This is a genomic window from Dermatophilus congolensis, from assembly GCF_900447215.1.
GTDB lineage: Bacteria > Actinomycetota > Actinomycetes > Actinomycetales > Dermatophilaceae > Dermatophilus > Dermatophilus congolensis_A.
On record NZ_UFYA01000001.1, the window covers coordinates 2472274 to 2498656 of the forward strand.

24 protein-coding genes and 1 riboswitch are annotated in these 26383 nt (G+C 59.2%); of the genes, 14 read left to right on the forward strand and 10 right to left on the reverse strand.

The window, feature by feature from the left end:
- Positions 1-63 precede the first annotated feature (63 nt).
- The 9 genes from DXZ77_RS10840 (at position 64) to metB (ending at position 10525) form a co-directional block, all read left to right on the forward strand.
- Positions 64-507, forward strand: coding sequence for a hypothetical protein (locus DXZ77_RS10840; RefSeq protein ID WP_306747198.1), 444 nt, complete (start codon positions 64-66; stop codon positions 505-507).
- 216 nt (positions 508-723) lie between these two features.
- Positions 724-987, forward strand: coding sequence for a GlsB/YeaQ/YmgE family stress response membrane protein (locus tag DXZ77_RS10845; RefSeq protein WP_115032119.1), 264 nt, complete (start codon positions 724-726; stop codon positions 985-987).
- Between the two features lie 171 nt (positions 988-1158).
- Positions 1159-2694, forward strand: a complete 1536-nt coding sequence (locus DXZ77_RS10850) for a plasmid pRiA4b ORF-3 family protein (RefSeq protein ID WP_147279285.1) — start codon at positions 1159-1161, stop codon at positions 2692-2694.
- A gap of 116 nt (positions 2695-2810) precedes the next feature.
- Complete coding sequence (locus tag DXZ77_RS10855; RefSeq protein WP_115032123.1) at positions 2811-4454, forward strand: amidohydrolase; 1644 nt, start codon at positions 2811-2813, stop codon at positions 4452-4454.
- A 170-nt stretch (positions 4455-4624) separates the two neighbouring features.
- A complete protein-coding gene (locus DXZ77_RS10860; RefSeq protein ID WP_115032125.1) occupies positions 4625-6100 on the forward strand; it encodes a glucose-6-phosphate dehydrogenase in 1476 nt (491 codons plus the stop codon).
- Positions 6101-6162: 62 nt separating this feature from the next.
- On the forward strand, positions 6163-6786 hold the full coding sequence (locus tag DXZ77_RS10865; protein WP_115032127.1) for an L-threonylcarbamoyladenylate synthase: 624 nt from the start codon (positions 6163-6165) through the stop codon (positions 6784-6786).
- Between the two features lie 48 nt (positions 6787-6834).
- Positions 6835-8568 (forward strand): arginine--tRNA ligase, encoded by a 1734-nt coding sequence (gene argS, locus DXZ77_RS10870; RefSeq protein ID WP_115032129.1) that lies wholly within the window; start codon positions 6835-6837, stop codon positions 8566-8568.
- Positions 8569-8830: 262 nt separating this feature from the next.
- Complete coding sequence (locus DXZ77_RS10875) at positions 8831-9136, forward strand: hypothetical protein (RefSeq protein WP_147279286.1); 306 nt, start codon at positions 8831-8833, stop codon at positions 9134-9136.
- Between the two features lie 35 nt (positions 9137-9171).
- Positions 9172-9286, forward strand: a riboswitch (SAM riboswitch).
- Positions 9287-9340: 54 nt separating this feature from the next.
- Entirely contained in the window at positions 9341-10525 is a 1185-nt protein-coding gene (gene metB, locus DXZ77_RS10880) for a cystathionine gamma-synthase (protein ID WP_258553278.1), read from the forward strand.
- A gap of 88 nt (positions 10526-10613) precedes the next feature.
- Here metB and DXZ77_RS10885 read toward each other — a convergent pair whose 3' ends face one another.
- Positions 10614-11456 (reverse strand): glycoside hydrolase family 26 protein, encoded by an 843-nt coding sequence (locus DXZ77_RS10885; protein WP_147279287.1) that lies wholly within the window; start codon positions 11454-11456, stop codon positions 10614-10616.
- A 548-nt stretch (positions 11457-12004) separates the two neighbouring features.
- Here DXZ77_RS10885 and DXZ77_RS10890 point away from each other — a divergent pair.
- Together DXZ77_RS10890 and DXZ77_RS10895 are read left to right on the forward strand one after the other, a co-directional pair.
- Positions 12005-13438 carry a hemolysin family protein gene (locus DXZ77_RS10890; RefSeq protein ID WP_115032134.1) on the forward strand — a complete coding sequence of 478 codons (1434 nt, stop codon included), beginning with the start codon at positions 12005-12007 and terminating at the stop codon, positions 13436-13438.
- Complete coding sequence (locus tag DXZ77_RS10895) at positions 13435-14520, forward strand: hemolysin family protein (protein ID WP_115032136.1); 1086 nt, start codon at positions 13435-13437, stop codon at positions 14518-14520. The genes DXZ77_RS10890 and DXZ77_RS10895 overlap by 4 nt, the downstream gene beginning before the upstream one ends.
- A gap of 97 nt (positions 14521-14617) precedes the next feature.
- Here DXZ77_RS10895 and DXZ77_RS10900 read toward each other — a convergent pair whose 3' ends face one another.
- Positions 14618-15814 carry a TerC family protein gene (locus DXZ77_RS10900; protein ID WP_115032138.1) on the reverse strand — a complete coding sequence of 399 codons (1197 nt, stop codon included), beginning with the start codon at positions 15812-15814 and terminating at the stop codon, positions 14618-14620.
- A 427-nt stretch (positions 15815-16241) separates the two neighbouring features.
- Positions 16242-17222 (reverse strand): hypothetical protein, encoded by a 981-nt coding sequence (locus DXZ77_RS10905; protein WP_115032140.1) that lies wholly within the window; start codon positions 17220-17222, stop codon positions 16242-16244.
- 428 nt (positions 17223-17650) lie between these two features.
- Between DXZ77_RS10905 and DXZ77_RS10910 the strand changes: the two genes are divergently transcribed.
- Positions 17651-17941, forward strand: coding sequence for a PspC domain-containing protein (locus DXZ77_RS10910; protein ID WP_258553279.1), 291 nt, complete (start codon positions 17651-17653; stop codon positions 17939-17941).
- A gap of 33 nt (positions 17942-17974) precedes the next feature.
- Here DXZ77_RS10910 and DXZ77_RS10915 read toward each other — a convergent pair whose 3' ends face one another.
- From DXZ77_RS10915 to map, 6 genes are all read right to left on the reverse strand, one after another.
- On the reverse strand, positions 17975-18595 hold the full coding sequence (locus DXZ77_RS10915; protein ID WP_115032142.1) for a class I SAM-dependent methyltransferase: 621 nt from the start codon (positions 18593-18595) through the stop codon (positions 17975-17977).
- A 67-nt stretch (positions 18596-18662) separates the two neighbouring features.
- Complete coding sequence (locus tag DXZ77_RS10920) at positions 18663-19337, reverse strand: SanA/YdcF family protein (RefSeq protein ID WP_115032144.1); 675 nt, start codon at positions 19335-19337, stop codon at positions 18663-18665.
- Entirely contained in the window at positions 19334-20728 is a 1395-nt protein-coding gene (locus tag DXZ77_RS10925; RefSeq protein WP_258553280.1) for a UTP--glucose-1-phosphate uridylyltransferase, read from the reverse strand. The genes DXZ77_RS10920 and DXZ77_RS10925 overlap by 4 nt, the downstream gene beginning before the upstream one ends.
- Positions 20729-20779: 51 nt before the next feature.
- A complete protein-coding gene (locus DXZ77_RS10930) occupies positions 20780-21190 on the reverse strand; it encodes a hypothetical protein (protein WP_115032145.1) in 411 nt (136 codons plus the stop codon).
- Entirely contained in the window at positions 21190-21576 is a 387-nt protein-coding gene (locus tag DXZ77_RS10935; RefSeq protein WP_115032147.1) for a hypothetical protein, read from the reverse strand. Before DXZ77_RS10935 ends, DXZ77_RS10930 begins: the two co-directional genes overlap by 1 nt.
- Positions 21577-21859: 283 nt before the next feature.
- Complete coding sequence (map, locus tag DXZ77_RS10940) at positions 21860-22639, reverse strand: type I methionyl aminopeptidase (RefSeq protein WP_115032909.1); 780 nt, start codon at positions 22637-22639, stop codon at positions 21860-21862.
- Positions 22640-23019: 380 nt separating this feature from the next.
- Here map and DXZ77_RS10945 point away from each other — a divergent pair, with 380 nt between their 5' ends.
- Both DXZ77_RS10945 and DXZ77_RS10950 read left to right on the forward strand, forming a co-directional pair.
- On the forward strand, positions 23020-24243 hold the full coding sequence (locus DXZ77_RS10945; RefSeq protein ID WP_147279288.1) for an MATE family efflux transporter: 1224 nt from the start codon (positions 23020-23022) through the stop codon (positions 24241-24243).
- Positions 24244-24345: 102 nt separating this feature from the next.
- The gene (locus tag DXZ77_RS10950) at positions 24346-25260 is read left to right on the forward strand and encodes a polysaccharide deacetylase family protein (protein WP_115032161.1); all 915 of its coding nucleotides are present in this window, start codon (positions 24346-24348) and stop codon (positions 25258-25260) included.
- Between the two features lie 344 nt (positions 25261-25604).
- On the opposite strand, the gene def is transcribed toward DXZ77_RS10950, so the two are convergent.
- Positions 25605-26243, reverse strand: a complete 639-nt coding sequence (gene def, locus DXZ77_RS10955) for a peptide deformylase (protein ID WP_258553281.1) — start codon at positions 26241-26243, stop codon at positions 25605-25607.
- Positions 26244-26383: the final 140 nt, after the last annotated feature.

Here is a 26383-nt window from a genome sequence, read left to right on the forward strand (position 1 = left end):
TCCGTTACCGACATGTGCATGTTTTTCATGCTGAATTCTGTGACGGCTCATACGATGCCAGGCATGACCATGTCTTCTAGCAATGATCACGTACTCATCACTGGCAACGTTAAGCGCCAAGGTCGTCACCGTTCTCGTGCGGCGGCGGAGCAGAAAAAAACTGTCTTACGTGATCCAGAGTCGGTGAATACGGCATTGGTGACTGCTTGCGGACTGATCGGGGGATTTGCCGCAGCCCAGCAGACAGGCATACGACCCTTGGGAGGTGTGGTTTTAGCAGCGGCTGGACTATATGCCGGGCGTAGCTGGGTAAAGGTGGCTGGTCCGGGTGTTGCCGGTGCGCTGGGCGCGGTGTACATGGGCGCTTTTGGTTTGTCGCATCCGTTGGCGAAGAAGATCGGGGCGTGGCCGTCTGTGTTCGCGGTGACTGCGGTCGCTGCGGGAGCAGCGTGTGCACTATCTGACAGTCGCGCTGAGCGCTGCTGCGTGAAACATCACCGTTCGTGAAATTTTTAAAGTCCTGAAAATCCCTCAGTATTAGGTGTTTTCATCCTTGAGGGTGGAGTGGGTTGTTGATTAGCTCACCTAGTGTCCACATAGATACTTCCGTGGTGGCCGTTTCCGCTGTGGCTGTGAGTTACCAAAAATGGTTCTGACTGCCCCTTCAACGTGCCCGGTTGCCGCGGGCGTTTCTGATTTCAGAACCGCACGAAAGGTGAACTGATGCTTGCGCTTGGATGGATCGGCTGGATTGTTATTGGCGGCCTCGCTGGGTGGATTGGCAGCAAAATCATGGGTACAGATGCGCAGATGGGACTGGTTGCCAACATTGTGGTTGGCATTATCGGTGGTCTTATCGGCGGATTTGTTTTGAATCTGGTTGGTGTCAATGTAGCTGGCGGTGGGCTTATTTTTAGCTTCCTGACAGCTCTGCTTGGCGCTGTCATTCTCTTGTGGATCGTGAAGATGGTTACGGGGCGTCGCTGAAAAACCTCTACCTAAACCCGTGTAGGTGTTTGCCTTCTCGAAAAACATCGAGAAGGCAAACACCTACACGGGTTTATAAAATCCAAAAAGATTCGGAGATTCACTCTGAATGGAATCCACATCCCTGCCCACCAGCGTGAATACTGTCTCGCTTAGGCCTAGGGTTCCCATGTGACCAAGGGCAAGTTTCAGTCCTTCAACGGAAACGTCTATCAGTTTCCGCGCGGGGGTCGTGACGGTCAGGCCAATCGGCTTGACACCACTAACTCGAGTGAGCAGACCTCGAGCTCTACCGAGCTGCCCGAAGTCGTGACAGCAAACATCACCGCACCCACACAGGATCGACTGGCGTGGAGCGTGCCCCGCATCACGCGCATGACACTGCACGTGCAGCTAGAAAACTCCTACCCCTCTACATGGCGCCGAATCGAGATAGACGCCTCCATACACCTGGATCAGCTACACGAAGTCCTCTGCGCAGCAATGGGATGGGACGGCACGCACCAACACCAGTTCACCTTCCCCCACGCTCCAGATCCTCAACAAGCCACACTCATCCCTCTTACAGAGCTGGAACAGCTGACCCACACACGAACCATCCAGCCACCCCAGCAGAACAGCCACCGCGACAACGACGAGGAATCCCACACCCAGGTGGCAGACGTCTTGCCCGCATCAGGAGCAGTCCTGCAATACAGCTACGGGCTGGCGCACAGACAGCAACACACCATCACTGTCGAAACAATCCAACGAGGCTTTCCCGGCCAACCCCGCGCCCGCCTCATCGACGGAAACCCCGACCGGTTCGAAAAAGAAAAAGCAGCACGGCGAGTCCAAAACGTAGACCTACTGGAACAACCTCCGCCAACACCAATGCTGGAATGCCTCGATCCTGCCGTAACCGACATTGCAGGCATCGTCGACAGCCACGGATGGCAAGCCTTACGTCACCTCATTGGAGCATCACGGTTAGATACCTCATCCCTGATCCACGAGTATGTCCTGACCGCCCAAACAGATGTGACTGACATCTCACATATATGGACAGTGGACAGTAATCCCACCGAACTACCTACCTACCTCGATGAGCAGACCTGTGCCCTCATGGTTGAGCCATTTGCTCAACTCTTACGTCAATGCGGCGGCCCCCACGGGTGGGCCCTGGGGGCCGACACAACTCACCGCGGCCCCTCCAATACCGGCCTCGACGCCGAACTGCTTGACGCCGCAGTTGGACTACGCCTCATACACATCGTGGACGATCACGCCTACATCCACCCAGAACTTCCCTACCTAGACACTCCCCGCGACCTAGCAGAAATCATCGCCCGCAGACTGCCCCTAGGCGGATCCGAACATGCCTGCGCAGCAGGTGTTTTGGCACTACTTACCGCAGCATCAGGAGTGGTCAGTCCCGCCCTGCTAGCCGACCCCACCGCCCAAGACCCCTACACCCACCACGCAGCCCGCATCGCGCGGCTATGTCTGGATGTTGTGCACGGCCTCGGGTGGGACCCACGCGAAGGGGACCTCCATGACCCCACCGTTGCGTTCTGGGGTGCCCAGACATGGTCCGTCATCGCGATCCTGTCCGGAGGAAACGGCATAGCTGGACGAATGCCAGAAGCATTCCCCGGCACATTCCCCGCCTCCGATCTTGCCGAAAGCGTTTCCCTGCTAGCGCGCTCAGCATTACGCATGTGGTGACAAGGCATAGTTCGCGCGTTCCACACACCCACCCACGGTGAACGGTCACATACTGTCGAGGTGCATGTCCTGTAAAAGTAAGACGGGGCGAGCATGGTCTGTGAGGAGTGAGTTGCATGCCCGGAAGGCTCTTCATCAACGCCAAGGTGTTCACGGGCCGTGGTGAGGATGATTTCGCTAGCGCCTTCCGTATTGACGGAGGACGCTTCTCATGGGTGGGAGGCCCGTACCGCGAATACACCGAACCGGCAGACATCCCCGAAGCAGTACGGGACGTTCCCACCGTCGACCTCCAAGGCGCCACCGTCGTCCCTGGATTCCTCGACGTGCACCAGCATCCGGTACTCGTCGCCACCCTCGCCGCAGGCCCCTCACTGATGCCGCCCTTGGTGCGCACCATCCCGGACATCATCAAACGCCTGCGCTATCACGCAGACCTAGCCCCAGAAAACGAATGGATCCTCGGCTGGGGCTACGACGAAATGTACCTAACAGAGCGTCGCCAACTCACCCGCAAAGATCTCGATCTCGTTAGCCGCGACCGGCCAGTATTCGTTCGACGTTCAGACCTACACACCGCCTCCTGTAACTCCGTAGCACTACGAATGGCAGGCATCACCCGAGACACCCCCGACCCCGAAGGCGCCCGCTTCGAACGACACAGCAACGGCGAACCCAACGGCATCCTGACCGAATTCCGTGCCGTAGAAGCCGTAGCCTCAGCCATCCCACCCATGGGACGTGACCACCTCATCCGCGAACTGCTCGCCGTAGGAGACCACCTCACCCGTCACGGCATCGTCGGCGTGGGTGATGACCTGGCTGCCGTCGCAGCTACCGACATACTCGACATTCTCCGCGAAGCGCAACAAGCCGGATTCGCCCAGCACGTCAACATCTACCTGCCATGGACCGTCCTGTCCGATGAAATCGCCGCCGGCAAAACCCGCGTCCTCACCGACGACGACAGATTCGGCCGCATCAAAATAGCTGGTACCAAAGTCTTTATTGACGGAGCCATCTCCAACGCAACCGCCTGGATGGCCCGCCCCTACCGCGGCACCTTCGACCAATTCGGCCGCCGCACAATCAACGCAAAAGAACTCCGCGCCGCCGCCGAATGGGCCCGTGACAACCGCGTCCAACTCGCCGCACACGCCATGGGCGATGCCGCACTCGAATTCCTCATCGACGTCGTCGGCGACATGGATCCCTGGATGACCGACGTACCCAGCGTCCAAGTGGAACACGCCAGCATCCTGCCCGAACCACTACAACAGCTCATGCTCCGCTCCCGCATGAACTTTGGTATCGTCACCCACTCCATCTTCGACTTCGCCGAAATGGACGTCTACAGCGCCAACCTCAGCACCCGCGCCCTCGTCGACGCCTACCCCCTGCAACGCATATACCGCTCCTTCCACGCCTCATGCCTGTCCTCAGACAGTCCCGCCACCACCTGGATGGACGCAGACAACGTCTTCACCTCCATCCAAGCCGCCGTGGACCGCACCGCCAGCAACGGCACCACTCTCGGATTCGCCAACGCCCTCACCATCCCTCAAGCCATCCTCATGTACACCTCACGAGCAGTGCGCGTGGCGCCCCATACCGGCCTAGGACGCATCGCTCAAGGCGCCTTCGCCAACTTCGTCATCCTCGACCGCGACGTCTTCACCACCCCAGCCAAAGAACTCGGCCAAGTGCGCGTCGCCTCCACTTGGATCGACGGCGAACGCGTCTACCGCCGCGACACCTAAAACACAGATCACCACCGGTCGATGCATACACCCCACCTGCCAGCCCCACCCCAGCAACCATGAATATCAGCCGCACTATTCAGCCGCGCCACCGACAAACCGATTGGGCACCAGGGAACCCCGATGAGGTGCACACACCTCACCTATGAACACAACCCAGGGAAGGTGCCATGCCTCAGTCCGCCACACCACACCGAAGCATCCATGAAGCAGGCACCGACAGCGTCCTGACCCCCAGCGACGCCCAACGCCTCTCCTCCGAAGGCCCCCGAAGCCCCCGTGTCAATCTGCTCATCCTCGGAGCCTCCGGCGATCTCACCCGACGCCTCCTCCTACCTGGACTGGGCACTCTCCTCCTAGCCGATCCCGAACGACGGGTCCGCATCCTCGGCGCCGCCGCCGATGACCTCTCCGACGAAGAATGGCGCTTACGCGTCCTGCAAGCTCTTGCCGAAGGAGGCTGCGGACAACGCGGTGCCTCCCGCCTGGCCGAACGATCTAGCTACACCAAAGTTGACCTACTCAGCTCCGCCGCAGTCCGCGACCTCATCGCCGAACTAGGCGACGAGCCCGCCATCATCTACTTCGCGCTGCCCCCACGCATCACCCGCAAAGTTCTTGAAGTGCTCGCCACCATAGGCATCGGCCCCAACATTCGCCTCGGCCTAGAAAAACCCTTCGGCAACGACCTGCAAACCGCACGCGAACTCAACGAACTCCTACACAGCTTCGCCGACGAATCCCAGATCTACCGAGTAGACCACTTCCTTGGCCGATCCGGAGTGCTCAACCTTCTCGGATTCCGATTCGCCAACCGCGTCTTCGAACCCCTCTGGAACTGCACACACATCGAATCCGTCGACATCATCTTCGATGAATCCCTCGCCCTCGAAGGCCGCGCCGCCTACTACGACCACGCCGGCGCCCTCATCGACATGATCCAATCCCACCTCCTGCTCATGCTGGCCCTGACTGCCATGGAAGACCTCTCCCGACTCGAAGAGCTCGAACTACGCGACCTACAAACCCACCTCCTACGCTGCGTATCTCTCTGGGACGAAGACCCCGCCCAATCCTCCCGCCGTGCTCGCTACTCCGCCGGCGTTGTCGAAGGCAAGAAAGTACCCGCCTACGTCGAGGAAAAAGGCGTCAACCCCGACAACATGACCGAAACCCTCGCCGAGGTCACCGTCCGCATCAACAACGAACGCTGGGCAGGCGTGCCCTTCCGCCTGCGCAGCGGCAAAGCCCTAGGAAAAAACGACCGCCGAATCGTCCTGCACTTCAAACCCGTCGGACACCTACCCACCGGATTCGGCCCCGCCCCCGGCGCCAACACCCTCACCATCTCCCTGTCACCAGAAGAACTCCAACTCGACATCGCCACCAACGGCTCCGGCGACAAATTCAAACTCGAACGCAGCCGCATGACCGCAGTCCTTGGAGAAAGTGCCATTCGCCCCTACGGCGAAATCCTCGGCCACATCATGGACGGTGACCAACTCCTATCCGTCCGCGGTGACACCGCTGAAGAGATGTGGCGCATCCTCACCCCCGTCGTCGAAGCCTGGCGCAACAACGAAGTACCCATGCACGAATACTCCGCAGGCACCCACGGACCCGACGAATGGGACACCTTCGTCTAACACCACCACGAGGGCCGACGAGCCTTAACCCGCCGTCGGCCCTCGTCATTTAGCCTTCCACCATGGCTCGTTATCTCGACATCCACCCCATCGACCCCCAACCGCGCCTCATCGCCCAAGCAGTCACCATCCTGCGCGAGGGCGGAATCATCGCCTACCCCACCGAGTCCGGATACGCACTCGGCTCAGCCATCGGAAACGCCACCGGGAAACAACGCATCAGCGACATCCGCAAACTCGGCAAAGAACACCAGTACTCACTCATGTGCAGCGACTTCGCTCAACTAGGGCAACTGGTCATGCTCTCCAATAGTCAATTCCGTCTCGTCAAAGCAGCCACTCCCGGCCCCTATACCTTCATCCTCAAAGGCACTTCCGAGGTGCCACGCAAACTTCTAGACCCCAAACGCAAAACCGTCGGTGTACGCATCAGCGACCACAAAGTCGTCCAGGCACTACTCACCGAACTGGGCGAACCTATGCTTACCAGCACACTCATCCTCCCCGACGAAACCACCCCCATGATCAACGGTTGGATGGTCAAAGAAGAACTTGACCACCTCGTCGACGCCGTTATCGACGCCGACGACGCTGGCATCGATCCCACCACTGTTATTGATCTCACCAGCGATATTCCCGAAATTCTGCGCCGCGGAGCCGGAGACACCGCCCTTTTCGACGCATGAGCAAACCCTCAGCCGCAATAGTCACCACGACAGGCCTAGACTTGCTCCATGAGTACGCCCCTGGATGTCATCACCCCTAAAGTCTCCGCCGCGATCGCAGCTGCCCTCGGCGACGAATACGCAGGCGCAGACCCCGTACTCCGACCAAGCCAATACGCCGACATCCAAATCAACGCAGCCCTCGCACTGGCCAAAAAAGCAGGCAAGAAGCCTCGCGACGTCGCCGAAGCCATCGTCGCCAATCTCGACCTGGCTAACGAAACAAGCAACATCGAAGTAAGCGGCCCCGGATTCATCAACCTGACCTTCTCCGACGAATGGCTCGCCACCCTCGTCACCGACCTCGCCCATGATGAGCGCCTGGGTATTCCCGCCCAAGAACCCACCAACATCCCGATCGACTACTCCGCCCCCAACGTCGCCAAAGAAATGCACGTCGGGCACCTACGCACCACCGTCGTCGGTGACTGCCTTGCCCGCACCCTCGAAAAACTTGGGCACAACGTCATTCGCCAAAACCACATCGGCGACTGGGGAACCCCCTTCGGCATGCTCATTGAGCACCTCCTGGAAGTCGGTCTCGAATCCGAAGAAGCAGCACTGCTCAAGAACAACCCCAACGCCTTCTACCAAGCTGCCCGCGCCAAGTTCGACGGCAACGCTGAATTCGCCACCCGCTCCCGCAGCCGCGTAGTCAAACTGCAAGCCGGAGACCCCCAGACCCTTGAACTGTGGGGAACCCTCATCGAACTATCCAAGGCCTACTTCAACCGCATCTACACCGCCCTGGATGTCACCCTCACCGACGATGACCTCGCCGGTGAATCCACCTACAACGACGAACTTCCCGACGTCTGCCACCAACTCGAAACCAGCGGCATCGCAGTCGTCGATGACGGTGCCCTGTGCGTCTTCCTCGAAGAATTCACTGGCCGTGAAGGCAAACCCGTACCACTGATCATCCGCAAATCTGACGGCGGATACGGCTACGCAACCACCGACCTAGCCACCATTCGCCACCGCGTCCGTAACCTCAAAGCCAGCAGAATTCTCTACGTTATCGGCGCACCTCAGGCACTCCACCTCAACATGATGTTCGCCACCGCTGCCAAAGCTGGCTGGCTGCCCGAAGACGTCGAAGCCACTCACATCAAGATCGGTAACGTGCTCGGCGAAGACCGTAAGATCCTGCGCACCCGCTCGGGGGCTCCCCTGCGCCTCATGGACCTTCTCAACGAATCCGTTGCCAAAGCTAAACGTCACATCGATTCTGCCCGTCCCGAGCTTGCCGAAGAAGAACGCGCAGAAATCGCCCGGCAAATCGGCATCGGCGCCGTCAAATACGCAGACCTCTCCGTCGCTCACGACTCCGAGTACGTATTCGACCTAGACCGCATGCTCAACCTCACCGGCAACACCGGCCCCTACCTGCAATACGCCGCTACCCGTCTACGCTCCATCTTCCGCTCCGCCGACGAAGCTGGAATCGCCGTGGCAGACACCATCTGCCTACAGCAACCCCACGAACGCGCCCTAGCACTACACCTGCTCGAATTCGGTAGCACCGTCGCCGCAGTCGGGGCTCTATGCGAACCCCACCGCCTCGCGGCATACCTGTTCGACCTGGCCCAACTCTTCAGCGCCTTCTACGAAAACTGCCCCGTCCTGGGCGCCGAGGACGAAGATATCCGCGCATCCCGCCTAGCCCTGTGCAAAGTAACCCTCGAGGTACTCATTACCGGCCTAGACCTCCTGGGCATCCGCGCACCCGAACGCATGTGACCCCCAGAGGCGGGCGACGGCTCCCTGGCCCGCCCGCCCCTGGCAATAACCCCATCCACCGGGACAACAAAACCCGGCGAAATGTGCGTCATATCCCACCGACCTCAGAACCCTAGAGACAGCGCACCGCCCCCACATACCCTGCAGTATGGCGACGGTGACCCAAACTATGCGTCAGCTGCAAAATCCGCAGCTCACAAGCACTCTGAGGGATTTATGCATACAGCATGAAATCGCCCTACTCATGCTCCACGGCACCTGTGTGACCAGCACCACTGACGCTCCCCGACTCGACCTGGCCTACCTACCCACCCACCAAAACATCGACCACCTCCGCGTCGTCACAGCCTTCCTCGCCATCCTTCCCACCGAACGGCTGGACGTCATCGCGCTCAACTGGGATGACCCCATCGCCGCCCACACCGCGTTCGAAAATGGACGCCCCCTCTACGAAAACGAGCCCAACCTCTTCACCACACTGCGCCATCAAGCCGCCATCGACTACGCCCACTCACACTGGCTCCACGATTTCACCCTCCCCACCCGCACCCCCTACTGGGAAGCGTGACCTACCACCAAAAATCGCCTGTTAGCCTGGACACGAATCCATCACGACCGGCTGAGGGACTGGACCGATGATGCCGGGGCAACCACGCCAAACCCCTGCGCGCACGGTGCCACATCCTGCGGCCTTCACCCGAAAGCCGACAGATGGACTCAACCGCGCACGAATGCGGACATGGATGTGGCCTCCTACGCACAGAACACATCCATGAGAGGCCGCACGCACATGCACGACATCTCACCGATCACCCGCGCCATCCGCACCGGCATCGCCGAAGACCCCAACCACGGCGCCGTTATCCCACCGCTATACCTCAGCACCACATACACATTCGAAGGCTTTAACACCAAACGCATCCACGACTACAGCCGCGACACCAACCCCACCCGAGACATCCTCACCCGCGCCCTCGCCACCCTTGAAGAAGGTGTAGGCGGTGTCACCACTTCTTCGGGAATGGGCGCCATCACCACCCTCTTATTCATGCTGACCAACAGCGAAGACCACATTCTCGTCCCCGCCGACTGTTACGGCGGAACCTGGCGACTCTTCGAATCTCTCGCCGAACGCGGACACTTCACGTGTACCACCGCCGACTTCACTGACATCAACGCAGTACGCGCTGCCCTCCAGGCCCACCCAACTGCACTTGTGTGGATCGAAACCCCCTCCAACCCCACCATGCGCATCACAGATATCGCTGCCGTCGCCGCCGCGGCCCATGAAGCAGATGCTGTCGTCGTCGCCGACAACACCTTCCTGACCCCACTGCAACAGCGACCCCTGAGCCTTGGTGCTGACTACGTCATGCACTCCACCACCAAGTACATCAACGGACACAGCGACGTTATCGGCGGAGCCATCATCGCCTCCACCCAACAAGGCGCAGACAACCTACGCTTCTGGGCCAATAACCTCGGAACCGCCGGCAGTGCCTACGACAGCCACATGATCATGCGCGGACTACGCAGCATCGGTCCCCGTATTGCTGCACACCGCACAAACGCCCAAGCAATCGCCGAAGCACTCCAAGCTCACCCCGCAGTAGAACGTGTCTACTACCCAGGCTTGCCCGACCACCCCGGACACGATCTGGCATCCCGCCAACAAGACGGTTTCGGCGCCATCGTCAGCTTTGATTTGTGCGGTGGCCTCACTGCAGTCAAAGCCTTCTTAGACGGCCTCCAACTGTTCACTTTCGCCGAATCGCTTGGCGGCACCGAGTCCCTCATAGAACACCCCACCACCATGAGTCACGCGACCATGACCGAACAGGCACGCCAAGCCGCAGGAATCACCGAAGCAATGCTGCGCCTAGCTGTGGGGATCGAGGACATCCAGGACCTGCTGACAGATCTCACCATGGCACTCGATCGTGCCCATCGGTCCTGAGGAGAGCAACGCACCAACTCACGTGGCGGCACAGGAACACCGAACGCACCTTGCCGTCACGTGAGTGGCGAATTCACCTTCGAAATCACTATAAAAATTCCCGCCGCGGCGATAGAGCAGCAGGTAAGGCGGCTGTCGCTGCTGTTGCTGACCCCGGTGCGTGGTACGTAAGTTGTGGCATCCAGGCCATGTAGGCCCTTTGTGCCTCGGGGTTAATAGAGAGAGCACATTTGCAGTAGTCGTCGGGCTCTTCGAAGTATGTATCGAAAGCCATGATGTCGCGATTGGCGTACATCCACCCATATGCGTAATGAATGTATTGAGGGTTATCTCCGCCGGATTCCTCTGATCCCCGTATGACACCCCACTCGGGAAGAGCGAACTTTTTGCCGTGCGTGCGGGCAAACGTGCCCCAGTAGTCCCAGCCTTGCGGACGTGTCCTGTGTTCTTTCCACCCTTTCTGGTCGTACGGCGGGGACCAGTCGTAGGCGTCGATACCGACAATGTCTACGACGTCGTCTCCAGGCCAGGCAGTCGTTGCATCAGGCAGCGAATTTCCGCGACCCTCATTGGGGTTCCAGACAATCCGAAGGTCGGGACCGCCGGATTTAAGCGAGGTTGATGCCTGCCGAAAAGCTGTTTTAAAGGTGCCGACATTGGACGGTGTTGCTTTCCAAGGCCAATTCACGATGTTGAATTCCCACCCAGGGCGGACATACGCATTGGGGTACTTCGTGGCGATCAAAGCGCCTAGTCGTTTGAAATCTTCGTTGTATGCGCCTTGGGCGGCTTTCTCTAACGTCCCGTCTTTAGGGAAGAGCTGCACAGAGATGTTGAGTGTTCCGGAGAAACCGGCAGGAATGGTTTTCTCGGTGAGCCACCAGTCGCTGAGGTGTTCCTCCCAGCTTCCGCGGGTAGGGGACACGCCCAAGACATCTAGTTTGTGTCCTCGCATTTTTTCAAACGCGCCAGTGATTTTCGGATCATGTCCAAATACGCCGCTGTCCCAGAGAAGTCCGCTGGGTCTGGGAGTGTATCGATAGTTCTTATTGGGTGATCTGTCGATATCGTCAGGAATTCCAGAAGAAGAACAAGAAGAGACTGCAATTAACGTTGCGAGAAGCGTTGCGATAGTAGCTGTTACGCGTACCCAGCGGCCGCGGTATTTAACGACGCATGATGTAGCTGTCATGAGACCCCCGGGTGTGTGCCGTGACGTAGTGGAGCCCCCCGCTCCGACCCTTGTCCTTTTCGACGATACCGGGAGAATCTGGATATATACAGAACACAGATATGACTTCTGTTGGGATACGGGCAAGTGCGAGGCATCTCTGCTGGGTCAAGGGCTCTACGATGAGTTGTCATGGACATATCCCGACAATCAAAGGGTCGCCTCGCGAACAGCCCGGCGACCCTACGTCCGGTCGTTCTTCTTTCACCGATAACAACCGTGGGGGCTCACCACGGTGAGGGTGGCCGATGACCTCTGCATGGTTCCTCCTCGGTATTTTGATTTTGTTGATTGCTGCGAATGCATTGTTCGTTGCGGTGGAGTTTTCATATATCACCGTTGACCGATCTCGAGTGCAAAAAGCTGCGGCTGAAGGAGATCCGACGGCGCAACAAGTCGAGCGCGGTCTGGGTAAGTTGTCCGAACAGTTGTCGGGAGCTCAGTTAGGTATCACAGCCTGCAGCCTGATTACTGGATATGTGGCTGAGCCTTCTGTAGGTCAGCTTCTGGCTGCTGCCCTGAATGCAACAGCCCTTCCGGCCTCGGTGTCGATGGCTGTATCCGTATCCGGAGCCTTCATTATTGCCACTTTTACTCAGATGGCTTTCGGGGAACTAGTTCCTAAAAGTTGGGCGATTGCTGAACCAAACCGCGTAGCCCGTTTGGTTGCTTATCCGCAGGCTTGGTACATGCGTTTGTTTGGTTGGTTGGTTCGTTTTTTTGATCGAGCCGCCGAACGAGTGGTGCGCGCGTTAGGTATGGAACCCGCAAGCGAATTAGATCAAGCTCGTAGCCCCGCAGAATTGACTGCACTGGTGCAGTACTCAGGCGAAGAAGGCACACTCGATAAAGCCACAGCAGAGCTGGTGGCGCGGTCAATTGAATTCGGTGACCGCACAGCCGCTGAAGTGATGGTTCCGCGCCCACGTGTGAACTTCGTGGAACGAGAAACCACAGTGGAAGAGCTGATCGCCCTTGTTATCGAATCAGGACACTCCAGATTCCCCGTCCAAGGTGATGACGTCGATGACATTGTGGGCATCGTTCACTACAAAGCCACATTGGGAGTACCCATCCAGATGCGCGCGCAGCGTCGCGTCGAAGAATTCATGGTTGCACCGTACGTAGTTGCCGAAACGATGACGCTGGATCCGCTCATGCGTGAATTGCGTGAGCCTGGGCTGCAAGCAGCAATCGTGATTGATGAATATGGCGGTACCGCAGGTCTGGTGACTTTGGAAGATCTCGTCGAAGAAATCGTTGGCGAGATTCGAGACGAACACGACCAATATGTGCGCAGATACCGGCGCACCAATGACGGCGGATGGATGATTTCTGGATTGCTCAGGCCAGATGAAGCCTCAGCAATTATTGGCCTAGAAATCCCCGAGGGTGAAGACACCGACACGATGGCTGGGCTCGTAGTGGAGCAGCTGGATCGGATCCCAGAGCCAGGAGACCAGACCGTTCTTGAAGTGAAAGACCCACAACGTCTTGATGACAAAGAACGAGCCGTGCCTGCGTGGATCAGACTGACGGTGGTGAGCCTGGATGGCCATCGCGTGGATCGGATGATCGTGCACCGCTTCGACGAAGATCCGCGCGTATCTGAGCTTGGTCATGGCGACTCGTCTGTGGAGTCCGAGAATACGGCTAACGACGTTGAGGGTGGTGCACGATGAACGAAGGTGCCGCGCTGGCGATCATGCTGGTGTTTCTCGTGTTTAACGCGATCTTTGTGGCTGCAGAGTTTGCACTGGTTTCAGTTCGCCGCGACCAGCTAGAGCCACTAGTCCACGAAGGTAAATGGTCGGCGCGAATCACCATGAAGGTGGTTAAAGACGTCAACGTCGCGATTGCCGGCACCCAGCTGGGTATTACAGCCTCGTCGTTGGCAATTGGTGCAGTAGGTGAACCTGCACTGCATCACCTCATGGCGGCTCCGTTTGCATTCATGGGGGCGCCAGCGTGGCTGGTAGGACCGGCAGCGTTGGTGTTGTCTTTGGTCATCGTTATCTACCTGCACATGGTGTTGGCAGAGATGGTCCCCAAGAACATTGCATTGGCGGGGCCCTTGAGGGCCTCGTTGGTGCTGGGACCTTTCATGTACTTTTTTGACTTCCTCGCTCGACCGTTTTTGTGGTTGATGAATGCGACGGCGAATGTGGCGCTGAAACTGATGCGGGTAGAGCCTAAGAATGAGGTGACGGCGGCCTTCGATCGGGATCAGGTGCGGTCTTTCATTGAAGAGTCAGGGCGCGAAGGCGTTCTGGATGAAGATGAGACGGCGCTGCTGGCACATGCCCTTGACTTCGAAACGGGCGTGGCCTCGGATGTGGCATTGCCTGCTGACTCGTTGAGGACAGTCCCGGATTCAGTGTCGATTTTAGAGCTGGAGCAGTTGGCTGCCCAGACAGGATTCAGTCGCTTTCCGGTGGTGGGGGGCAAGGGCATGTACATCGGTTACGTGCACGTCAAAGATGTATTGGGTGCCCCGGATGCCTCGCAGCCAGCAGTGCCGCGGTACCTGAGCCCGTTGCCCTCGATTCCAGCGGACATGGGTTTGCGCGAGGTAGTCAGGCGTATGCAGCGTAGCCAAGTGCATTTGGCAGTGCTGACCGGGGAGGAGGGGGTTCCGGCGGGCTCTCAGGGCGCGGTAATTGCGTTGGAGGACGTGCTGGAAGAGCTGGTCGGTGATGTGCGAGAGGCGATTGCGGTGCCTGATGCTGCATCGGCGGGGCGTGGGCCGCAACAGAATGTGTAAATAGTTTTACGACAAACAACGTCAGGGGCTTGGCCATAACAAATGATGCGTTATGACCAAGCCCCTGACGTTGTTGCTTGAGGTAACCAGCTCCGGATTAGCCGTGCTTGGCGTGGAGGGCATGTGCCTCGGCGAGGTGTTTTTCGAGTTCTTTGTGCTCTTCTACCAGGTGTTTGAAGCGGTCATCGATGCTGCGCAGGCTGCGCTCTTCGACGAGCATTTTCTGGTAGGTCTCTTCGCGGTATTCGGCGTCGACATCGCTGTCCAGGTCGATGTAGGTCATGGCGTGGCGGTTGGTGTTGTTGATCAAGGAGACCGCTTTGCCCTTGGGGGACAAGAGGGAAGCAATGACCGTGATCGCTAGAACGCCGATGATGACGCTTAGAGATAGGCCGATGCCTACCTCAGGTACATGGATGGGTTCGCCGTTGTTGAGCCATGGCAGGTTGTTCTCGTGCATGGCGTGCAAGATCAGCTTGACTCCGATGAAGAACAAGATCGTGGAAAGGCCCCAGCTGAGGTAGATGAGTCGGTCCAGGAGCCCATCGATGAGGAAGTAAAGCTGGCGCAGCCCCATGAGGGAGAAGGCGGTTGCCGTGAAAACGTTGAAGACGTTTTGGGTTAGGCCGAAGATCGCCGGGATTGAGTCCAAAGCAAAGAGTAGGTCCGTGCCACCGATGGCGACCATGACCAGCAGCATGGGAGTGAGGTGGCGTTTTCCGTCCACCATCGTGGTCATGCGGTCGCCGTCGTAGTAGTCGGTGGTGTGGAAGATCTTACGTGCGATGCGGACGATGATGTTGTCAGCTTCTTCGGTAGGGTCTTCTTCTTCACCGCTGAGTTCGCTTTTAACCATGCCGAACGCGGTCCAGATGAGGATGGCACCGAAGATGTAAAACACGGCAGCGAAGGCGTTGATGACTGCGGCGCCGACGAAGATGAATGCGCTGCGGGCCAAGAGCGCGAAGACGATGCCGAAGAGCAGAACTTTTTGTTGGTCTGCCCTGGGCACTTTGAAGCTGCTCATGATGATGAGGAAGACGAAGAGGTTGTCGACGCTCAACGCTTTCTCGGTGATGTATCCGGCGAACCATTCCCCGCCCATTTCGGCGCCGCCGATTACCCATACCGCTGCTCCGAATGCGACGGCGATGCCCACATAGAGAGCCGACCAGATCGCGGCTTCTTTGAGTGTTGGTATGTGTGCCTTCCGGATGTGGAAGAAGAAGTCATACGCCAGGAGCGCGACGATCAGAGCGATCGTTCCCTCCCACACGATGGCGGGGATATCCACTTGCTGCCCTCTCTCGAGTCTGGGTCGGTAAGCCACGAAGGAAGCACACGGGGGGGCGATCTGTAGGGTGTTGTCGTGGAACACCCTTGCCGAAGCAGCAGGGGACGGAGCTGGTCCGGCCTCTGGGCCTGTGGCCCCCGTAGCGCTGCCGACACCGGGACGAGCGAGAACGTCGTCGCATGTCGGTGATCCGTGTGGCGATTCCGCGGACCCGGTCCACGCAAACACCAGAGCTCGTTACGTGCCGGTACCCCGGGCAGGGTGTCGGTCGTTCTCGAACTCGTCTTCGCGAACAGGGATGTGACTTGAGCCTACACGGGAGTTTGTGCGGCGTTGAAGATGGTGCAAGCCAACCTTTAGCGCGGGTCGTCTCCAGAGGGCTGGTGATGCAGGCAGGTCAGTAGGTGCTGGCTGCTTGTGCGGGGGTTTATCGGGGCGTTCCTTCGAGGCGGTTTCGTGCTTCTTGCACGATGCGTGCTGCGGCGGCCAGGGCACGGCTTTCGGCGTCGTCTCGGGCTTGCGCTGCGAGCATGTCGGCGCGTAGGCCGCGTAGCAGGGTTGGGAGTGCATGGCGTACGTCGAGGTCGTCGGTGGCGACGATTTCGCAGGTTGCGAGGTGGTGGACGAGTGCGGTGAGGCTGGTGCGTGCCACTGCGGTGCCGATGTATTTGTCGATGCTTGGTTGGGTTCCTGACTCGAGGCTGTCGAAGAGTGCCCCTCCGGCGATGGATAGGGGGCCGCGGTTTTCGTGGGAGCGCATGAGGGCTATGGCGGCGATGAGCCCGGATTCGTAGCGCACGCACATGGCGTTGGACATTGCTTCGGCGAGAGCTTCGTGGGGATCGCCTTGGGCGCGGGGGGTTGCCTCGATTCCGCTGTGTCGGGTGGTTTGCCACAGGGTGCGTTGGATATTTCGGTGGGAGCGGACGAGGCGGGTCAGGTCGGTGCTGGAGATGTTGAGGTCCAGTAGTCCGGCTATGTCTGAGATGAGTAGTTCGCTTCGGCGGGCCCAGTGGTGGTGTTGGGGGACGTCGATGGAGAAGAGGAGGTCAAGCAGTACGCGGCGGCAGATTGTGACCGACTCGTGTTCAGCGAGGACGTTCAAGGCGGTGCGTAGCCGTTCTGCGAGCTGCACACCTGTGGTTCCGGGGAGTGCGGTGCTGCTTGTGGGGCCGGTGGGGGGCCGTTCGGTTCCTGTGGTGGGGCAGTGGTTGTCGTATCGGTTGCTGCGTTCGAGTTTGGTGAGAGTGCTGACGGCGTCGAGGCGTAGTGCGTCCAGGCCTTCGAGCTTCAGCTGGGTGATGGTGGGGTCGGAGCGGTAGGCGTCTCGCATCAGGACGTGCAGGCGCGCGAGTCTGATGAGGCATTCGGCGTCGGCAGTCGCGATGAGAGGATTGCGTATACGCACGATGACCTCGCGGGGCAGCAGCGGACATGGGCAGGGTGGGCTTCGCTGGAACGTCACGCCCGTGTGAACCGGTCCCCTATTCCGGTGTTGCTACCGCTGCGGCCCGTTGTCTGGACCTCGAGCACTTCGACGATGGGCGAAGCTAACAGCAATCTCGTTAGACCAGTGGTTTGCTCGCGACCTGGGTTGGGTCGCGGCCGCTGGAACGATAGTTGCGGTCACTCTGTGAGTGAGCCTACTCGTCGTGTGTCCCACGGGGCTGAGGCGTGGCTTCCTTGGTGGTCAAGATCGGGTAAATGAGTGATCTGTGATGGGTTGGTTTTTTTGGTGTCAGAAAGCTTCTTTCCTGGTGAGGAACGGGGGCATGATGGGGGTGTGGGCGTGGCTATGGCCTCGCATGGATTGTGTTCTGGCTGAAGGAGTCTGCTGTGCAAAGTGTGCGTAGGTCGCTATACAAGATGGGTTTGGTCCGCGACACGGACCGTGGCTGGCTGGGTGGAGTGTGTGCTGGCCTGGCAGGCAAGTTTGGTATGGACGTGAAATTGATGCGGGTGTTGGTGTTTGCGGGCATGGTGGTGGTGCCAGGAAGCCCAGCGGTGCTGTATCCGATTATGTGGGTATGTATGCCACGCCAGGACTGGCGTCCTGGCGTGATGGGTGGGCATTCGATGCCGGTTATTGGCCATAGCCCCCAGGACTACGTGCCACCTCGCCGTTGACCTGTGCGCTGGGTGGGGTAGCGGCGTTGGTTTTTAGTAGCGGCGTAGTACTGACACGAGGAAGTTTCCGTTTTCGTACGGTTGGAGATCCCAGCTGGCCAGGTTCAGGGATGGGGTCAGCCCTGCTTGGGCTGCGTCCTGGAAGAATTCGTCGAACTCGTATCCGCGTCCTGCGCCGAATCCGATGACCGCTCGTCCAGCGGGTGTCAGGTGTGCGGCCAAGCGGGTGAGTACGCGCTGGCGAGTGCTGGGGGCTAGGAAGGTCATGACGTTGCCAGCGCACACGATCAGGTCGAATGGGTCAGTGATCTCATGCGCGGGCAGGTCGAGGGCTGCGAGGTTTTCGGTGATCCAGGTGGCTTGGGGGTAATCCTGGCGCGCTGCCTCGATGAGGACAGGGTCGCCGTCGACGCCAACTATGGTGTGCCCGTGTTGGGCCAGGTAGCCGCCGACGCGTCCGCTGCCACATCCGGCGTCCAGGATGCGGCAGCCTCGGGTAGCCATGGCGTCGATGAGTCGGGCTTCGCCGAAGATGTCTTCACCGTTGGCGCTCATGGTGCGCCAACGGTCGCGGTACCAGATGGAGTGGTTGGGGTTCTGGGCAATGATGTTGTCCCAGGCGCTGGGTTCGTAGTCGTTGGCGGGCGCGGTCATGGAGGCCTCTTTTCGTAGGGGTAATGATTGGTTGCTGCGTTGCACCCTACGTGGATGTGTTGGGTGGTTAGCGGCGGTGTATCTGTCCCACGGTGAGGTCGCTCAGGGTGCAGGTGGCGGCTTTGATTCCGGCGAAGAGCTCACGGATTTCGCCTTCGGCCCATTCAGGTGAGGTGTTGGTGGTGTCGTCAGCGATGCCGATGGCGTCAATGCCGGCGGCGCGGGCTAGGGCCACAGCGCGAGGTAGGTGGAAGCGTTGTGAGACGACGTACATCTGGGTGATTCCAGCTTCAGCGGCGTTACGCATGGAGGCGTAGGTGTTGATGCCGATGGGGTCGTGGTCGATTTTGTCTGCAGGGATTCCGTGTTCGCGTAAGTAGTTGGCCATGGTGGTGGTTTCGCCCAGTCCCCCGGAGTTGCCGTCGCCGGTGACGAGGATGCGTTCGGCGAGGTTGGCGTTCCACAGTTGTAGAGCAACATCCAGGCGGGCAGCCAGGAACGGGCTGGGGCGCCCTTCGGGATATGCCTGGGCGCCGAGAACCATGACGGTGGCTGGGTGTAGGCCCTCGCTGTTGGTGCGGTCGGTTGTGATGCCGAGTTGGTGGGCGGAGAAAACACGCCATTGGGAGGCTCGATAGATCCACAAGCTGGATCCGGCCATGGCGAGGCTGATGCCTCCAAGCGTGACGCCAGTGGTGAGCAGGGTGTAGATGAGGGGTTTTGGCAGTGCGATGTTTTTCATGGCAGGTGCGTTCCGGCAGGAACGGTTCTAGCTCCGTCGTGTTCAGTGGCGGTCAGGGTGGTTGTTCCGGTGATGACGATGTCGTTTTCGAATGTCCAGTCACCTTCAATGGTGAGGGATTCTGCCTGGCATAGGGAAGGCGGTCCGGCGGGGAACCGTGCTTCGAAATCAGCGATTTTCTTGTAGTGGTTGGGGTCCAGGGTGATGGTGGGGGCGGTATCGGCGGTCATGACCAGGTGTCCGTGTGCGTCTCGGTGGTAGACGTCGGAACGGATGAGCAGGAGCTCGTTGGTGGTTTTGACTGGAAGGAAACGGGACCGGGGGACTTCGATGGCGGTGGCGTCGTCAAAGATTTCGATGGCTGCGCCCATGGCAGATTCGATTTGGATGACGGGGGTGGTGGTGGCGTCTTTGGGGTCGACCGTTTTTCGGTTGGCGATCATAGGCAGGCCGATGGCGCCGTTTTTGTGTTGGAGGGTGCGCAGAAGTGCAGGTAGGTGGAGCCAGAGGGTGTTGGTGTTGAAGTAGGCGTGCTTGGTGATGTCTTGGAAGTCATCGAGGTCTTCGGGCAGGGTTTGGGCGACTTCGCGTAGGACGAGCCGGTTGTCGCTGAGGCGTTGGGCGAGGTGGCCGCCTTTGCGGTCCATTTGGGTGCGTTTGCACACTTCCATGGCGAAGGCTGAGCCGGTGGAGGCGAACCAGCCTGCTAGTTGGGCGTTGGGTGCGGCCCCGAGGTTGTCTGCGTTGGAGACGTTGGCGTATTCGTATCCGGCTTCGATGAGTTGTTCGAGGATACCGGTGTCTAGTAGTGAGGGGTAGAGGTCGCCGTGGCCAGGTGGGCACCATTCGAGGGCGGGGTCGGTGGGCCAGCTGACTGGTTCAAGGGTGTTGGCGTGGAGTTTGGGTTCTTGGGACTGCAGGAAGTCAATAGGTAGGTTCTCGACGGCCAGGTGAGGATATTTTTTCAGGGCCTGGAGGGTATCGGTTTGGGTGTTGAAGCTGTTCATGAACAGCAGGGGGAGGGGTGCTGCGTAGGCTGCGCGGGCTTTGGTGACTTGGTCGACGATGATGTCGAGGAAGTTCATACCCTCACGCACAGGAAGCAATGTTTTGGCTTTGTCTAAACCCATGGAGGTGCCTAAGCCGCCGTTGAGTTTGATGATGACGGTTTTTTTCAGGGCGGCAGCGTCGGCTTCGGGGTCGGTGCTCCTCTCGGCGAGGGTGGGCAGTTCCCAGATAGGGGTGATGCTTTCTTCGGGGATGAGTCCGGTGCTGCCGGAAGCGAGTTGATGGTAGTAGGACTCGAATGTGGCGATCGCTGCGGGGCTGGCTCCGGCGTCCTGCATTTTTTGGCGTGCGTGCTGTAGTCCGGGAGGCGTGATCGCTGTCATGGCCCGATCTTAGGTGTGGATTGGTGGTTTGGGCGGGGGTCTGCTGGTAGGTCAGGGTGTGTTGCGTGGGGAAGCGGTGCGCTGCAGCCAGCGCAGCACAAGAATGGGCAGGATGAGAGGTAGGAGTAGGTATCCGATGCCGTAGTAAGACCAAACGGTGGCGCGAGGAAAGAGCTGGGGTTGGAGGATGCTCAGGGTGCCGATGATGAGCACGCCCGCTAGCTCGATGAGGCATATGGTGCGCAGCGCGGCGCGGGAGCCGGGGTGCCCCCAGCGCAGGAGAAGCACCAGCGCGATGACGTAGATGGTGGCCGACAGTGCCGAGAGAGTGTAGGCCAATGGTGCTTGGGCGGCGTTAGTAGCTAGTTGGTAGACGGCGCGTGAGGTGGCGCCAACGGCAAAGACGCCATAGATGAGGGTGAAGAGGCGTCCGGGGCCGGAGGTGGTTTCGGTGGTGTTCATCAGTGACTCACGTTGAGATAGCCGAATGGGATTCCGAGGGTTTGAACTTGGCGGATGAGCATGAAGGTGGCGATGAGGGTGGCGACGCCGATGATCACCAGTCCCCAGCGGTCGAGTTTTTTGTAGGTGAGGGCGAAGCCAGCGGGAACGATCAAAGGGGTGCTAATGAGGTAACTGATGTGCGTTGCGATGCTGGGGATGTGGTGGGCTTCGCCGGTGATGAGGGCGATGATGTCGACGATGACACCAGCAAAGACCACGAGGGTGCAGATAGCGGTTATTGCCAGGCCGATAGGGCGGGGAATGGCAGGTGGAATAGCCAGCAGGAGGGCCAGGCCAGCCAGGCAGGCGGTGATGATGGAGATGATTTCGAGGGCTGCGATCATTGCGGCGCGGCTCCTGCGTGTGGATGGGCGGGGTAGTCCCCACTGTACGTCCGAAAATTAGTGAAATTTTTTCTTGGACGGGTGTAACACTTCGACGGCAGTGCCGATGTAGAGAGTGTCAGCGCGGGCGCGGCTACGGGGAAGCGAAGTCGTTCGTGTTGATGTGAGTCAGTGACGTAAGGGGGATCGCGTCACTGGTTCTACTGGGAGGGGAACGTGACGGCCCGGCTTAGCTCGGTGGGGGAACCGAGTGAGCCGGGCCTCACACGTGTTGATGGGGTGATTAGACGCCATCAGGTCGTGCTGTCAGCACGATCGGGCCTTCTTCTGTGATGGCGATGGTGTGTTCAGAATGGGCGCCGCGGGAGCCGTCTTTGCTTCGCAAAGTCCAGGTGTCTTCTGGGTCGGTGTAGATCTCGTGGGTTGTGGCCATTAGCCACGGTTCAATCGCGATGACCAGACCGGGGCGCAATTTCAATCCGCGGCCGGGGCGGCCATCGTTGGGCACGTGCGGTTCTCCGTGCATGGTTCGGCCTACCCCATGTCCTCCGAACTGGGTGTTCACGCTGTACCCCTGCGAGCGGGAGTACTCCCCGATAGCTGCGGAGATGTCACCGAGTTTGTTGCCCACACGTGCTTTGTCAATCGCGCGGCAGAGAGCTTCTTCGGTGGTGGCGATGAGTCGTTGGTCTTCTTCGCGGGGGGTTCCCACAATGATCGAGCGTGCCGAGTCAGCCACCCAGCCATCGACAGATACCGCGAAGTCCAGGCTCAACAAATCTCCGTCTTGAAGGACCTGGTTCCGGGGGCGCCCATGGAGGACAGCGTCGTTGACCGACAGACAGATCACGTGACCGAACTTCGAACCACCGAAGCTGGGGTGATAGTCCAAGTAACAGCTCTGCGCGCCCCGCTCTTTAACCAGTTCGTGTGCACGTGCATCAATGTCGAGCAGGTTGTCTCCCACTCGCACTTCGGCGGCTAGCGTCGCCAATGTCGCGGCAACGAACTCACCAGCTGGACACATCGCCTCGATCTCGGCAGCAGTGCGGTACTCGAGCATCCACATTCCCTTTCTTATGGTTCATCACGCCCCACCTAGCCGCTCGCGGCCAGCCCAACTTTGTGCGCGGTTGCTGTGGCAGACAATTCCGGCGCATTCAGGCCCCCATATCTTTATGTGGGTGCATCGGGGATAGACCACTGCCCGGCGGCCTCACTAGAATCCAATACGCTGCTCACGAGATGCGAGCAGCTAGCCGCCCGAACATGATCCTTGTGTCTTACGGCGGTATGAATGGGGTCGTTATCACCAGGCTACGCGGGGGGAGCGCGCTGGTGAAGACCCACTCACCAGCGGGGGAATGGACGGTATAGGTGCGCAAACTAGCAACGCGTGCAAGCTGGAATCTGATTGACCAGGGGATCTACTCACTGGCCAACATGTTCCTGAGCATCGTGGTGGCGCGCCACGTCGGTGACGAATCTTTTGGTGCCTTCGCCATCGGTTTCCTTATCTACGGCATCGGAGTAGCAGTAGCGAAGTCTGCCTCCGGGCAACCCCTGCAAATTCATCACAGCGCAGACAGCATCGAACAGTTCCGAGAAGCAACCGCCCGCGCCAACGGAGCCACTCTCGCGATGGGGCTGCTCGGCTCAGCTATCTGCCTGCTGGCCGGGCTCGGCATCGGAGGGGCAGTCGGTCACGTACTCCTCGCACTGGCGCCATGCCTACCCGCCCTTATGGTGCAGGACAACTTCAGGATGGCGTTCTTCGCCAACGGGCAACCCCACTTGGCTGCCCTCATCGACGTCATCAAAGCGGTCCTGCAGTTCGGATTCCTCTTCGCTCTCGTTGCCCTCGGCTGGACCGAAGTTGGCATCCTCACCCTCAGCTGGGGAGTAGCTGGAGTTCTGTCAGCCATCGTCGGCGCGTTGCTTCTGCGTAGCTGGCCTCGACTCAGCGCCACCGGCGACTGGTTCCGCGACAAACGTGACCTGGTCAAGTACCTCTTCGGCATGTATGTCCTCGGACTCGGCGCAGCACAGCTAGGGCAGCTACTCATCCCCGTTTTAGGCAGCACCCGCGACTCCGGATCAATCCGTGGTGTAGACACCCTGCGCGGCCCACTCAATGTTCTGGGCCAGGCTGCGCTCGCATTTGCTGTGCCGGAGATTTCTCGTCGCGCAGAGATGGGACCCAAAGCCCGCATGCGCGGAATGTGGGCGCTGTCCATCGGGACAGGCCTTCTTTCAGCGTTCTACGTGACTGTTTTGCTGCTTATCCCGCACGATGTGGGCTTAGCCCTCTTGAACGAAACCTGGGATGGCACCCGCGAAGTGATCCTGCCTATGGGTGTCCTTTCTGTTGTAGCGAGCTTCACCTCCGGGGCAGGTGCGCTGCTGCTGGGTATGGGGCTAGCCCGCCGCACCTTCCGCATCAATGTGCTTAAAGCCCCGCTTTTGCTGGCGATGCTCATTCCGGGAACATACTTTTGGGGAGCGTTCGGTGCGGCCTGGTCGATGGCTCTAGCAGAGATCATCATCATGCCGTTCTGGTATTGGGCTGCCATCCGGGGTGCTTACGGGCACTATGACCATGAGATTGAGCGTGACCACGCCTCTGAGACTTCTGCTGAAAAAGCGAAGGAAGACAACGCCTCCTGAGCAAAGGGCTCGGCGCGTCGATAGCGGCGCTACGGCATCCGCTAACGTTGCATGCATACCCTTCCCGTGTATAGACGATGACACGGGAACAGGTGATTCACGATGGAGACCCCCCTCAACGACACGCCTACGCTCACCCGCCGCGCAGTGATCAGCGGGGCCTTAGGACTAACTGGTCTGGCATGCCTAAGCGCCTGCGGAACAAACAACAAAACCGCAGACCAAGGCACAAAAGGCCACAACGACTCCTCTTCCACACAAAACCCAACAAACACCCCCGGTACACCTGCCCAAATGGCAGCCCGAACCATCGTTCCCGTCCTGTGCTACCACCAGATCCGTGACTGGACCAGCGAAGACACCGAGTACACACGCAGCATCCTCGTGCTTCCCCCAGACAGGTTCTCCGCACAACTAGACGCCATCAAAAACGCTGGCTACACCACCATTTCTGGCGACCAATACCACCAACACATCACGACAGGTGCCCCGCTACCACCCAAACCAGTGATGCTCACTTTCGATGACGGCAAAGACAACCAACACGCACACGCCTTCCGCATCCTCAAAGAAAAAGGCATGACCGGCACCTTCTTCATCATGACCGTCGTTATCGGCAACAACGGATGGGTCACCAAAGCCAACATCAAAGAAATGGCCGACGCCGGAATGACCATCGGCGCCCACACCTGGGACCACCACCGCGTCGACCAATTCACCCAAGCCCAGCTGCAACAACAACTTCTCGGCCCCAGACAAACACTGGAAAAAATCACCGGGAAACCTGTTCTCGACCTCGCCTACCCCTATGGAGTCTGGGACGCTGACGGCGCCGACCTAGTGAAAAAAGCCGGATATCGGGCGGCTTATCAACTTCAAGACAAACCCGTTGACCCGACCCGGCCGCTCTACACCATCCGCCGCCAGCTCGCTGGCGCCACAATCACTGCCGAAAACATGCCAAAAACCCTGCAAGGATTCGCCACCGCCGGGAAAGACCCTCGCTATAGCGGCTAGGGCATGAGCGCAGTTCCGCCGGATCAACATCGAAACCTGCGGGCTCGGCCCCCAGCACAACGACCTTCGCTCCGAGATCGAATCAGCCATAGACGAAGAATGCGCCAGGCGTCGGTAACCCAGATTCCAGAGCTAGCCCAGTCGAGGGCCACTTTTAACCTGAACTGACCGACTGCGGCAGAAGAAGACGGCGGCGGTCAAGAATCGGCCGTCCGAGGCGAACACAGAACCACGACAGCACAGTGCCCCTTCTCGACCACGCGGGCATTTGGCAGACACCCCTAGCCCCCATCAAGGAAAAGAAATGACAGGCCGCCTCAGCTTCCCGTAGCGGCCCACCACGATCAAGCAGTAGCAGGCGGGTTAGCGGACTGCACTTCAGGACCCGTCGACTTGCCCAGATCCTCAGCATTTTCGTCCCACTCCTGCCACGTCTCGTGACGTTTCTCATCACTTTCGGCCAGAGCACCCTGCAACGCATCTTCATCCAAGTGATCGACATACAAAATGCCGTTCAAATGGTCGATCTCATGCTGCAGGCAGCGAGCAAACAGCCCCACACCCTCCAGATGAATCGGGTTACCCCGAATATCGAAACCATCTGCACGCACCCGCGTAGGACGCGTCAACTCAGCAAACGCACCCGGAACAGACAAACAACCCTCTTTGTCTGTCACCGTCTCGTCCTCATCCAGCACCGTGTAAGTCGGGTTGCACATGTGACCCACATGCCGCACCTCATACGCGTCCGGGCAGTCATACACAAACAGCCGCAACCCCACACCAACCTGCGTGGCAGCCAACCCCACCCCGTTAGCGCACTCCATCGTCGCGAACATGTCATTGACCAGTTCGCGCAACTCCTTAGACCCAAAATCAGTGACGTCAGCAGCAGGCTCGTGCAGCACGCTCTCCCCACGCACCGTGATCCGCAACCGCTTACCTCGCCGCACCTCCACCAGAGGATCCGGCAGCTTATTCACAGGCTCACCCATGAACCGAGGCCGAGAATCCCGACCTCCCACCAGCGACGATGAACGCGACTGGTCACGGCTGAACGATCCAAAAGAGGAAAAGCTGGGGCACATGTAAACCATTGTCCCCGATCCGTGCCCCACGGGAA

Excerpts from the sequence above, each read along its gene's own strand:
- DXZ77_RS10840 (WP_306747198.1), top strand. The coding sequence starts at position 64 with ATGACCATGTCTTCTAGCAATGATCACGTACTCATCACTGGCAACGTT.
- DXZ77_RS10845 (WP_115032119.1), top strand. The coding sequence starts at position 724 with ATGCTTGCGCTTGGATGGATCGGCTGGATTGTTATTGGCGGCCTCGCT.
- DXZ77_RS10855 (WP_115032123.1), top strand. The coding sequence starts at position 2,811 with ATGCCCGGAAGGCTCTTCATCAACGCCAAGGTGTTCACGGGCCGTGGT.
- DXZ77_RS10860 (WP_115032125.1), top strand. The coding sequence starts at position 4,625 with ATGCCTCAGTCCGCCACACCACACCGAAGCATCCATGAAGCAGGCACC.
- DXZ77_RS10865 (WP_115032127.1), top strand. The coding sequence starts at position 6,163 with ATGGCTCGTTATCTCGACATCCACCCCATCGACCCCCAACCGCGCCTC.
- argS (WP_115032129.1), top strand. The coding sequence starts at position 6,835 with ATGAGTACGCCCCTGGATGTCATCACCCCTAAAGTCTCCGCCGCGATC.
- metB (WP_258553278.1), top strand. The coding sequence starts at position 9,341 with ATGAGAGGCCGCACGCACATGCACGACATCTCACCGATCACCCGCGCC.
- DXZ77_RS10890 (WP_115032134.1), top strand. The coding sequence starts at position 12,005 with ATGACCTCTGCATGGTTCCTCCTCGGTATTTTGATTTTGTTGATTGCT.
- DXZ77_RS10895 (WP_115032136.1), top strand. The coding sequence starts at position 13,435 with ATGAACGAAGGTGCCGCGCTGGCGATCATGCTGGTGTTTCTCGTGTTT.
- DXZ77_RS10915 (WP_115032142.1), bottom strand. The coding sequence starts at position 18,595 with ATGACCGCGCCCGCCAACGACTACGAACCCAGCGCCTGGGACAACATC.
- DXZ77_RS10920 (WP_115032144.1), bottom strand. The coding sequence starts at position 19,337 with ATGAAAAACATCGCACTGCCAAAACCCCTCATCTACACCCTGCTCACC.
- DXZ77_RS10925 (WP_258553280.1), bottom strand. The coding sequence starts at position 20,728 with ATGACAGCGATCACGCCTCCCGGACTACAGCACGCACGCCAAAAAATG.
- DXZ77_RS10930 (WP_115032145.1), bottom strand. The coding sequence starts at position 21,190 with ATGAACACCACCGAAACCACCTCCGGCCCCGGACGCCTCTTCACCCTC.
- DXZ77_RS10935 (WP_115032147.1), bottom strand. The coding sequence starts at position 21,576 with ATGATCGCAGCCCTCGAAATCATCTCCATCATCACCGCCTGCCTGGCT.
- map (WP_115032909.1), bottom strand. The coding sequence starts at position 22,639 with ATGCTCGAGTACCGCACTGCTGCCGAGATCGAGGCGATGTGTCCAGCT.
- DXZ77_RS10945 (WP_147279288.1), top strand. The coding sequence starts at position 23,020 with ATGTTCCTGAGCATCGTGGTGGCGCGCCACGTCGGTGACGAATCTTTT.
- DXZ77_RS10950 (WP_115032161.1), top strand. The coding sequence starts at position 24,346 with ATGGAGACCCCCCTCAACGACACGCCTACGCTCACCCGCCGCGCAGTG.